Raw genomic sequence first — 10620 nt, 5'->3', positions numbered from 1 at the left:
CGTCTAGAGCGTCAGCTCGGCTACACCTTCAAGGATCAGGAACTGATGGTCCTGGCCCTGACTCACCGCAGCTTTGCCGGGCGCAACAACGAACGCCTGGAATTCCTCGGTGATGCCATCCTCAACTTCGTCGCAGGCGAGGCGCTGTTCGATCGCTTCCCTCTGGCCCGCGAAGGCCAGCTGTCGCGTTTGCGCGCACGCTTGGTGAAAGGTGAGACCCTGGCCGTACTGGCCCGTGGTTTTGATCTGGGTGAATACCTGCGCCTGGGTTCCGGTGAGTTGAAAAGTGGCGGTTTCCGTCGCGAGTCGATTCTGGCCGATGCCCTGGAAGCGCTGATTGGTGCGATCTACCTGGACGCCGGCATGGACGTGGCACGTGAGCGCGTACTGGCCTGGCTGGCCGGGGAGTTCGAGGGCTTGACCCTGGTGGACACCAACAAAGATCCAAAGACCCGCCTGCAGGAATTCCTGCAATCGCGTGGCTGTGAGCTGCCGCGTTACGAAGTGGTGGATATCCAGGGTGAACCGCATTGCCGGACGTTCTTCGTCGAATGCGAAATCACCTTACTGAACGAAAAAAGCCGAGGTCAGGGTGTGAGTCGTCGTATTGCCGAACAGGTAGCGGCCGCCGCAGCACTGATTGCCCTGGGTGTGGAGAATGGCAATGACTGATACAACCGCAACTCGCTGTGGCTATGTTGCCATCGTCGGCCGTCCCAACGTGGGCAAGTCCACGCTGCTGAACCACATCCTGGGTCAGAAGCTGGCGATCACCTCGCGCAAGCCGCAAACCACCCGTCACAACATGCTGGGGATCAAGACCGAAGGTGCCGTGCAGGCGATCTACGTCGATACCCCGGGCATGCACAAGGGCGGCGAAAAGGCGCTGAACCGCTACATGAACAAGACCGCTTCGGCGGCGTTGAAAGACGTCGACGTAGTGATCTTCGTGGTTGACCGCACCAAGTGGACCGACGAAGACCAGATGGTCCTCGAGCGCGTCCAATACGTGACCGGCCCGCTGATCGTGGCGCTGAACAAGACCGACCGTATCGAAGACAAGTCCGAGTTGATGCCGCACCTGACCTGGTTGCAGGAACAGCTGCCGAACGCGCAGATCATGCCGATCTCGGCCCAGCACGGGCACAACCTTGAAACGCTGGAGCGCGTGATCGCCGAGCATCTGCCGGAAAACGATCACTTCTTCCCGGAAGACCAGATCACTGACCGCAGCAGCCGTTTCCTCGCCGCAGAACTGGTGCGCGAGAAGATCATGCGCCAGATGGGTGCCGAGCTGCCGTACCAGATCACCGTCGAAATCGAAGAGTTCAAGCAGCAGGGCAAGACCCTGCACATTCATGCCTTGATCCTCGTTGAGCGTGACGGCCAGAAGAAAATCATCATTGGTGACAAGGGCGAGCGCATCAAGCGCATCGGCACCGAGGCGCGCAAGGACATGGAGCTGTTGTTCGACTCCAAGATCATGCTCAACCTCTGGGTCAAAGTGAAAGGCGGCTGGTCCGATGACGAGCGCGCGTTGCGTTCGTTGGGTTACGGCGACCTGTAAAGTCTCGGTTGCTGAGACACCGTAGAACCTTGTGGGAGCGGGCTTGCCCGCGATGAGGATGTAATGTTCGGCAGAGATGTTGAATGTGAGTCCGCCATCGCGGGCAAGCCCGCTCCCACATTGGTTTTGGTTGTTTGTAAAATTGCGCTCGCTCACAGAGAACCCTGACGTCCATGTCACACCCTCCCATCGGCCAACTCGCCTACGTTCTCCACTCCCGCGCCTACCGCGAAAGCAGTGCGTTGGTGGATTTCCTCACGCCGCAAGGTCGGCTGCGGGCGGTGTTGCGCAGTGCGCGGGGCAAGGCCGGGACGTTGGCGCGGCCATTCGTGCCGCTGGAGGTCGAGTTCCGTGGGAGGGGGGAGTTGAAGAATGTCGGTCGCATGGAAAGCGCCGGTGTATCGACCTGGCTCAATGGCGAGGCGCTGTTCAGTGGCCTCTATCTCAATGAGCTATTGATTCGTCTGCTGCCCGCCGAAGACCCTCATCCCGCTGTGTTCGATCACTATGCTGCGACGTTGCTGGCGTTAGCGGAGGGTCGTCCGCTGGAGCCGTTGTTGCGTTCCTTCGAATGGCGCCTGCTGGACGATCTCGGTTACGGCTTTGCACTGACCATTGATATCCATGGCGAGCTCATTGCCCCGGACGGGCTCTACCGTCTGCAGGTGGACGCGGGCCTGGAGCGGGTCTACCTGCTGCAACCCGGTCTGTTCAATGGCACCGAGCTGCTGGCCATGGCCGATGCCGACTGGTCCGCCCCCGGCGCACTGTCAGCGGCCAAGCGTTTGATGCGTCAGGCGCTTGCTGTCCATCTGGGCGGTCGTCCGCTGGTCAGTCGCGAGTTGTTTCGCAAGCCGTAGTCTCCCCGTATGCTGTGCACCGAATTTACCTTCTTCAGGAGCGCTTCCGTGACCACCAGCAATCGCATTCTTCTTGGCGTGAACATCGACCATGTTGCCACCCTGCGTCAGGCTCGGGGTACTCGCTACCCGGACCCGGTCAAGGCAGCGCTGGATGCGGAAGAGGCGGGCGCTGACGGTATCACCGTGCATTTGCGCGAAGACCGTCGGCACATCCAGGAGCGCGACGTTCTGCTGCTCAAGGACGTGCTGCAAACCCGCATGAACTTCGAAATGGGCGTCACCGAAGAAATGATGGTGTTCGCCGAGCGCATCCGTCCGGCGCACATTTGCCTGGTCCCGGAGACTCGTCAGGAACTGACCACCGAAGGTGGCCTCGACGTAGCAGGGCAGGAAGCGCGAATTAAAGCGGCCGTCGATCGCCTGTCCAAGATTGGTTGTGAGGTGTCGCTGTTCATCGACGCTGATGAGCGGCAGATCGAAGCTTCACGCCGCGTCGGTGCCCCCGCCATCGAACTGCACACCGGTCGTTACGCCGATGCCGAGACGCCGACGGAGGTGGCTGAAGAACTCAAGCGTGTGGCTGACGGTGTCGCGTTTGGCCTGGCTCAGGGTTTGATCGTCAACGCCGGGCACGGTCTGCACTACCACAACGTAGAAGCGGTGGCAGCGATCAAAGGTATCAATGAACTGAACATCGGCCACGCGCTGGTGGCGCATGCGTTGTTCGTCGGCTTCAAGTCGGCGGTGTCGGAGATGAAAGCGTTGATCCTGGCCGCCGCAAAAGCTTAAAGAGCAAACACAAAACCCTGTGGGAGCGGGCTTGCCCGCGATGGCGTCGTGTCAGTCAATAGAATCGTTAACTGACACTCTGCTATCGCGGGCAAGCCCGCTCCCACATTGTGTTTTGGTGATAGTTAAAGCGGCGCAGGCTCTTGAGCGGGCTTGGTCTTGTCGATCCCAGGTACAAGCAGTTTGCCCTCAGCCACTTGGTCACCTTCAAGCTGAGGCTGCGTGACCCACGTCAGGATGTCGTAGTAACGACGGATGTTCGCCACGAAATGCACCGGCTCGCCGCCACGGGCGTAGCCGTAACGGGTTTTGCTGTACCACTTCTTCTCTGACAGGCGTGGCAGGATTTTCTTCACGTCCAGCCACTTGTCCGGGTTCAGCCCTTCCTTCGCCGCCAGTTTGCGCGCGTCATCCAGGTGACCGCTGCCAACGTTATAGGCCGCGAGGGCAAACCATGTGCGGTCCGGTTCCTGAATCGACTCGTCCAGTTGATCCTTCATGTAGGCCAGGTACTTGGCGCCGCCCATAATGCTTTGCTTGGGGTCCAGGCGGTTGGACACGCCCATGGCTTGCGCGGTGTTCTGGGTCAGCATCATCAGGCCGCGCACGCCGGTCTTGGACGTGACTGCCGGTTGCCACAACGATTCCTGATAGCCGATCGCCGCCAGCAGGCGCCAGTCGACTTTTTCTTTCTTGGCGTATGCCTTGAAGTGCTGCTCGTACTTGGGCAACCGCTGTTGCAGGTGTTGGGCGAACGTAGTGGCGCCCATGTAGCCGAGTACATCGACATGCCCGTAGTAGCGGTCTTTCAGGCGTTGCAGGGTGCCGTTTTTCTGCACCTTGTCGAGGTAGGCGTTGATCTCGTTGAGCAGGCTGTTGTCTTCGCCGGCGGCCACCGCCCAGCTCTGGTTGCTGGCGTCGCCGAGGTCGAAGGCGACGCGAATGTTGGTGAAGTACACCTGGTTCATCGCCACTTCATTGGAGTCGACCAGCGTCAGGTCGATTTGACCTTCATCGACCATGCGCAACAGGTCGACCACTTCAACCGCGTCGGACTCTTCGTATTCTATGCCGGGATATTTCTGTTTAAGCGCAGCCAACTGCTCGGCGTGGGTGCTGCCCTTGAGCACCATGATCTTCTTGCCGACCAGATCACCCGCATCGGTTGGCCGTGACTGACCGTTGCGGTAGATGACCTGTGGGGTGACTTCCAGGTAAGAGTGGGAAAACCTGACCTGCTTTTGGCGTGCCTCGCTGCTGACCAGGCCGGCAGCCGCCAGCACCGGGCCGTTAGGCGTGCCAACCTGATTGAACAGGTCGTCGAGGTTGTCGGCGGTCTCGATCTTGAGCTCCACCCCCAGATCGTCGGCGAAGCGCTTCACCAGCTCGTATTCGAAGCCGGTTTCACCGTTGCGATCCTGGAAGTAGGTGGCGGGACTGTTTCGGGTAACCACCCGCAGCACGCCATCCTCCTTTACGCGCTCCAGCGTGTTGGGTTTATCAACACATCCACTGAGCACCAGGAAGAGTCCGGTTGCGATCAGCCATTTGGCGTACCGCGGACGCAAAGCCATTGGGGAAAACATCTGCGCAGTATACGCAAAGGACCACGGCCGCCATATCTCGACAGCGAAGGGCTTGTCTGCTAGGCAATTGAAAACGGCTCCGGAGCCCGCAGGAATGGGTCCGCAGCGCATTTTGTGTCAGAAAAAATAACCCTTTTTAAGCGCCATTTGCAGACCCGGATCTACGGTCCGACACCCGGGTGCAGCCACCCGTACCGTTTCGGGTGATGTCGCGGGCGGTTTAGGCTAGAATGCACGGCCTCAAAGCACACCCCTTCCCGAGGCTGTCCCGAAGATGTTGATCCTGCGCGGCGCTCCTGCCCTTTCTGCCTTTCGCCACAGCAAACTCCTTGAGCAACTGAGCCAGAAGGTCCCGGCTGTCAGCGGCTTGTATGCTGAATTCGCTCACTTCGCCGAAGTTACCGGCGTCCTGACCGGCGACGAACAGCAGGTGCTCGCGCGCCTTCTGAAGTACGGCCCAAGTGTTCCGGTACAAGAGCCGACCGGTCGTCTGTTCCTGGTGTTGCCGCGTTTCGGCACCATCTCGCCATGGTCCAGTAAAGCGAGCGACATCGCCCGCAACTGTGGCCTGGGCAAGATCCAGCGTCTGGAGCGCGGTATCGCGTTCTACGTCGCCGGCCAGTTCAGCGACGCCCAGGCCCAACTGATCAGTGATGCCCTGCACGACCGCATGACGCAAATCGTTCTGGCCAACCTTGAACAAGCCGCCGGCCTGTTCAGCCACGCCGAACCGAAACCGCTGACCGCGATCGACGTGCTGGGTGGCGGCCGTGCCGCGCTGGAAAAAGCCAACACCGAGCTGGGCCTGGCCCTGGCCGAAGACGAAATCGACTACCTGGTCAATGCCTTCGTCGGCTTGAAGCGCAACCCGCATGACATCGAATTGATGATGTTCGCCCAGGCGAACTCCGAGCACTGCCGTCACAAGATCTTCAACGCCAGTTGGGACATCGACGGTCAAAGCCAGGAAAAAAGCCTGTTCGGCATGATCAAGAACACTTACCAGATGCACAGCGAAGGCGTCCTGTCGGCTTATAAGGACAACGCCTCGGTGATCGTCGGTAACGTCGCCGGCCGTTTCTTCCCGGACCCTGAAACCCGCCAGTACGGCGCGGTGCAGGAACCGGTGCACATCCTGATGAAAGTCGAAACTCACAACCACCCGACTGCGATTGCCCCGTTCCCGGGCGCATCCACCGGCAGTGGCGGCGAGATTCGTGACGAAGGCGCGACCGGCCGTGGTGCCAAGCCAAAGGCTGGCCTGACCGGTTTCACCGTGTCCAACCTGCAAATCCCGGGTTTCGAACAGCCGTGGGAAGTGCCATACGGCAAGCCTGAGCGCATCGTGACCGCGCTGGACATCATGATCGAAGGCCCACTGGGTGGCGCCGCGTTCAACAACGAATTCGGTCGTCCGGCCCTCACCGGTTACTTCCGTACCTTCGAACAATCGATCACCACCCCGCGTGGCGACGAAGTTCGCGGTTACCACAAGCCGATCATGCTGGCTGGCGGCATGGGTAACATCCGTGCCGAACACGTGCAGAAAGGCGAAATCATCGTTGGCTCCAAGCTGATCGTGCTGGGTGGCCCGGCAATGCTGATCGGCCTGGGCGGCGGCGCCGCTTCCTCCATGGCCACTGGCACCAGCTCGGCTGACCTGGACTTCGCTTCCGTACAGCGCGAAAACCCTGAGATGGAGCGCCGTTGCCAGGAAGTGATCGACCGTTGCTGGCAGTTGGGTGACAAGAACCCGATCAGCTTCATCCACGACGTGGGCGCAGGCGGTCTGTCCAACGCCTTCCCGGAACTGGTCAACGACGGCGACCGTGGTGGCCGTTTCGAATTGCGCAACATTCCAAACGACGAGCCGGGCATGGCCCCGCACGAAATCTGGAGTAACGAATCCCAGGAGCGCTACGTTCTGGCAGTCGGCCCGGCTGACTTCGAGCGTTTCAAAGCGATCTGCGAACGCGAGCGTTGCCCGTTCGCCGTCGTCGGCGAAGCCACTGCCGAACCGCAACTGACTGTCACGGATAGCCACTTCGGCAACAGCCCGGTGGACATGCCACTGGAAGTGTTGCTGGGCAAAGCGCCGCGCATGCACCGTTCGGCTGTTCGCGAAAGTGAACTGGGCGACGACTTCGATCCGTCGACGCTGGCGATTGCCGACTGCGTCGAGCGCGTTCTGCATCACCCGGCCGTGGCGAGCAAAAGCTTCCTGATCACCATCGGCGACCGCACCATCACCGGCCTTGTGGCTCGTGACCAGATGGTTGGCCCGTGGCAGGTCCCGGTGGCTGACGTTGCCGTCACCGCCACCAGCTTCGACGTTTACACCGGTGAAGCCATGGCGATGGGCGAGCGTACTCCGCTGGCATTGCTGAACGCTCCGGCGTCGGGCCGCATGGCCATTGGCGAAACCCTGACCAACATCGCGGCTTCGCGCATCAACAAGATTTCCGACATCAAACTGTCGGCCAACTGGATGTCCGCTGCCGGTCACCCGGGCGAAGACGCGCGTCTGTACGACACCGTGAAAGCGGTCGGCATGGAACTGTGCCCTGAGCTGGGCATCACCATTCCGGTGGGCAAGGACTCCATGTCCATGGCCACACGCTGGAGCGATGAAGGCGTCGACAAGACCGTCACCTCGCCAATGTCCCTGATCGTGACCGGTTTCGCGCCAGTGGCTGACATCCGTCAGACCCTGACGCCGGAACTGCGCATGAACAAGGGCACCACTGACCTGATCCTGATCGATCTGGGCCGTGGCCAGAACCGCATGGGCGCCTCGATCCTGGCTCAGGTTCACGGCAAGCTCGGTTCGCAAGCGCCGGACGTGGACGATGCCGAAGACCTCAAGGCCTTCTTCGCCGTGATCCAGGGCCTCAACGCCGACGGTCACCTGCTGGCGTACCACGACCGTTCCGACGGTGGTCTGCTGACCAGCGTGGTGGAAATGGCCTTCGCCGGCCACTGCGGCCTGAGCCTGAACCTCGACGGCCTGGCGGAAACCTCCGCCGACATCGCGGCGATCCTGTTCAACGAAGAGCTGGGCGCTGTGATTCAGGTTCGTCAGGACTCGACCCCGGACATCCTTGCGCAGTTCAGCGCGGCTGGCTTGGGCGACTGCGTGTCGGTGATCGGTCAGCCGATGAACAACGGCCAGATCAGCATCACCTTCAACGGCGACACCGTGTTCGAAGGTCAGCGTCGTCTGCTGCAACGTCAGTGGGCTGAAACCAGCTACCAGATCCAGCGTCTGCGTGATAACGCCGACTGCGCCGAGCAAGAGTTCGACGTGCTGCTGGAAGAAGAAAACCCGGGCCTGAGCGTCAAGCTCAGCTTCGACGTCAACCAGGACGTCGCCGCGCCTTACATCAAGAAAGGCATCCGCCCACAGGTTGCCGTGCTGCGTGAGCAGGGCGTCAACGGTCAGGTGGAAATGGCGGCCGCGTTCGACCGCGCAGGTTTCAACGCGATCGACGTGCACATGAGCGACATTCTGGCCGGCCGTGTCGACCTGAACGAGTTCAAAGGTCTGGTGGCGTGCGGTGGTTTCTCCTACGGCGACGTACTCGGCGCCGGCGAAGGCTGGGCCAAGTCCGCACTGTTCAACAGCCGTGCTCGCGATGCGTTCCAGGGTTTCTTCGAACGTAACGACAGCTTCACCCTCGGCGTGTGCAACGGTTGCCAGATGATGTCCAACCTGCACGAACTGATCCCGGGCAGCGAGTTCTGGCCGCACTTCGTGCGTAACCGCTCCGAGCAGTTCGAAGCACGCGTGGCCATGGTTCAGGTCCAGGAGTCGAACTCGATCTTCCTGCAAGGCATGGCCGGTTCGCGCATGCCGATCGCCATCGCTCACGGCGAAGGCCATGCCGAGTTCGCCAGCGAAGAAGCACTGCTGGAAGCCGATCTGTCGGGTTGCGTGGCGATGCGTTTCGTCGACAACCACGGCAAGGTCACCGAAAAATACCCGGCCAACCCGAACGGCTCGCCGCGCGGGATCACCGGTTTGACCAGCCGCGACGGTCGCGTAACGATCATGATGCCGCACCCGGAACGTGTGTTCCGCGCCGTGCAGAACTCGTGGCGTTCGGAAGACTGGAACGAAGATGCACCTTGGATGCGTATGTTCCGTAACGCTCGGGTCTGGGTAAACTAAAAGCGGGTTAACTGACAGCTGTGTACAAGCTCAGCTTTTTTGTTCCAGCCAGTCACGTCGAAGACGTGAAGAGTGCCGTATTCGCCGCCGGTGGCGGACGGATCGGCGCTTACGACCATTGCGCCTGGCAAGTGCTCGGCCTCGGCCAGTTTCGCCCGTTGGATGGTAGTCAGCCGTTCATTGGCGAAGCGGGGCAGGTCGAGCAGGTTGAGGAATGGAAGGTTGAGCTGGTGGTCAGCGATGAGTTGATTCGGGCGGTGGTGTTGGCGCTGAAAGAGAGCCATCCCTACGAGACGCCGGCTTATGAGGTGTGGCGGTTGGAGGATTTCTGATCCTTCAAGCGCTTAAACGAAAAACCCGCTGAAAGCGATTTCAGCGGGTTTTTTATTGTCTGCGAATTGATGGATGCAGCGCTTCTACTGATAGTCCGGATTACGGACGAATTTCGATCATCGTGCCGTCCGGCACCAGGTTCCAGACTTCACGCATGTCCATGTTGCGCATGGCAATGCAGCCGTCGGTCCAGTCCAGGGTGTGGAACAGGTCTTCAGGGGTGTCTTCAGTGTCTGGAGTTCCGTGGATCATGATCATGCCACCCGGTGCGACGCCTTCGCGTCGAGCGCGCGCAGAGTCGCTGATGTTCGGGTAGGAGATGTGCATCGCCAGGTTGAAGTTGTCGCTGGTCTTGCGCCAATCCACCCAGTAGAAGCCTTCCGGGGTGCGTTTGTCGCCCTCCATCAGCTTCGGCCCCTTGGGGCGTTTACCCAGGGAAATGCGATAGGTCCTGAGCGGCTGGCCGTCATTGATCAATTGCAATTGGTGGGTGGACTTGATGACCAGAATTTTATCGATGGCTTTGCCGTTCAGGGTTCCCGCGGCAGAAGCCTGGGATACCGTGACGAACGACAAGCAAAACAGGGCAAGCAACCAGCGCATTGAAACGATATCCCTAGGAGGTGTCGGCTATTTTTAGTTATAGGTGTTTTTTAAGTATTGGCAGGCTGAGCGAGCGGCGGGATCGACTCGGAACGCACGGGGTAGACCTCGGTCCGTCGGTCAGCGAAGAAGCATTCTAGGGTACGGCCCACTGTGCGGAAAGCCAGCTCGGACCAAGGGATGTCGGCTTCATCGAAAAGCTGCACCTCCAGGCTCTCCGGACCGGCAGAAAAGTCCAGGTCCGCCAGCTCTGCGCGAAAGAATACATGCACCTGGCTGATGTGCGGTACGTCGATCAGTGTATAGATCTTCAGGTTGCGCACCCGCGCACAGGCTTCTTCGGCTGTTTCGCGAATAGCCGCCTGCTCGATGGTTTCACCGTTTTCCATGAAGCCGGCTGGAAGGGTCCAGTAACCGAGTCGTGGCTCGATGGCACGTCGACACAGCAACACTTTCGAGCCCCAGGTCGCGACACAGCCAGCGACGATATTGGGGTTCTGGTAGTGAATCACCTGACAGCTGTCGCAGACAAATCGCAGGCGCGAATCGCCTTCGGGAATGCGCTGGGTCACCGGGTTGCCGCACTGACTGCAAAATTTCATGCTTGGGTTCCTGAATGCTGCGCCTATCTTGGCGTGCGGCGGTGTCTGTCGGCAAGTTGTCGTTTAGCGACATGCAATGGTTATGGGCTTGGGCGCTCGGTTCGAT

Annotated in this window: 9 protein-coding genes; 6 read left to right on the top strand and 3 right to left on the bottom strand. The window is 60.2% G+C overall.

The genetic code is table 11. The annotated features are described in order from the left end of the window. From rnc to pdxJ, 4 genes are all read left to right on the top strand, one after another. The coding region (gene rnc, locus AC1D2P_RS29085) for a ribonuclease III (protein WP_477811719.1) at window positions 1–672 on the top strand (672 nt) is incomplete at its 5' end. Then, window positions 665–1567, top strand: coding sequence for a GTPase Era (gene era / locus AC1D2P_RS29080; protein ID WP_046028999.1), 903 nt, complete (start codon window positions 665–667; stop codon window positions 1565–1567). The genes rnc and era, both read left to right, overlap by 8 nt. Window positions 1568–1740: 173 nt before the next feature. Next, on the top strand, window positions 1741–2427 hold the full coding sequence (gene recO, locus AC1D2P_RS29075) for a DNA repair protein RecO (RefSeq protein WP_223523789.1): 687 nt from the start codon (window positions 1741–1743) through the stop codon (window positions 2425–2427). Window positions 2428–2475: 48 nt separating this feature from the next. Continuing rightward, window positions 2476–3219 carry a pyridoxine 5'-phosphate synthase gene (gene pdxJ, locus AC1D2P_RS29070; RefSeq protein WP_109786046.1) on the top strand — a complete coding sequence of 248 codons (744 nt, stop codon included), beginning with the start codon at window positions 2476–2478 and terminating at the stop codon, window positions 3217–3219. Between the two features lie 125 nt (window positions 3220–3344). Here the strand turns inward: pdxJ and mltF are convergent, their stop codons facing one another. After that, window positions 3345–4805, bottom strand: coding sequence for a membrane-bound lytic murein transglycosylase MltF (gene mltF, locus AC1D2P_RS29065; protein ID WP_223523792.1), 1461 nt, complete (start codon window positions 4803–4805; stop codon window positions 3345–3347). A gap of 274 nt (window positions 4806–5079) precedes the next feature. Between mltF and purL the strand changes: the two genes are divergently transcribed. Next, the gene (gene purL / locus AC1D2P_RS29060; protein ID WP_109786044.1) at window positions 5080–8976 is read left to right on the top strand and encodes a phosphoribosylformylglycinamidine synthase; all 3897 of its coding nucleotides are present in this window, start codon (window positions 5080–5082) and stop codon (window positions 8974–8976) included. Window positions 8977–8996: 20 nt separating this feature from the next. After that, window positions 8997–9308, top strand: a complete 312-nt coding sequence (locus AC1D2P_RS29055; protein ID WP_046029005.1) for a YqfO family protein — start codon at window positions 8997–8999, stop codon at window positions 9306–9308. Window positions 9309–9408: 100 nt separating this feature from the next. Here AC1D2P_RS29055 and AC1D2P_RS29050 read toward each other — a convergent pair whose 3' ends face one another. Together AC1D2P_RS29050 and AC1D2P_RS29045 are read right to left on the bottom strand one after the other, a co-directional pair. Then, on the bottom strand, window positions 9409–9912 hold the full coding sequence (locus AC1D2P_RS29050) for a L,D-transpeptidase family protein (RefSeq protein ID WP_477757754.1): 504 nt from the start codon (window positions 9910–9912) through the stop codon (window positions 9409–9411). 50 nt (window positions 9913–9962) lie between these two features. Beyond that, window positions 9963–10514 carry an NUDIX hydrolase gene (locus tag AC1D2P_RS29045; RefSeq protein ID WP_109786043.1) on the bottom strand — a complete coding sequence of 184 codons (552 nt, stop codon included), beginning with the start codon at window positions 10512–10514 and terminating at the stop codon, window positions 9963–9965. Window positions 10515–10620 lie beyond the last annotated feature (106 nt).

The organism is Pseudomonas sp. P1_F1_2 (genome assembly GCF_056405815.1).
This window is presented reverse-complemented; position numbering and strand designations above follow the sequence as displayed.

Bases quoted from the DNA above. Each gene is read 5' to 3' on its own strand.
- mltF (WP_223523792.1), bottom strand. From the start codon at position 4,805: ATGTTTTCCCCAATGGCTTTGCGTCCGCGGTACGCCAAATGGCTGATC.
- recO (WP_223523789.1), top strand. From the start codon at position 1,741: ATGTCACACCCTCCCATCGGCCAACTCGCCTACGTTCTCCACTCCCGC.
- AC1D2P_RS29045 (WP_109786043.1), bottom strand. From the start codon at position 10,514: ATGAAATTTTGCAGTCAGTGCGGCAACCCGGTGACCCAGCGCATTCCC.
- era (WP_046028999.1), top strand. From the start codon at position 665: ATGACTGATACAACCGCAACTCGCTGTGGCTATGTTGCCATCGTCGGC.
- purL (WP_109786044.1), top strand. From the start codon at position 5,080: ATGTTGATCCTGCGCGGCGCTCCTGCCCTTTCTGCCTTTCGCCACAGC.
- AC1D2P_RS29050 (WP_477757754.1), bottom strand. From the start codon at position 9,912: ATGCGCTGGTTGCTTGCCCTGTTTTGCTTGTCGTTCGTCACGGTATCC.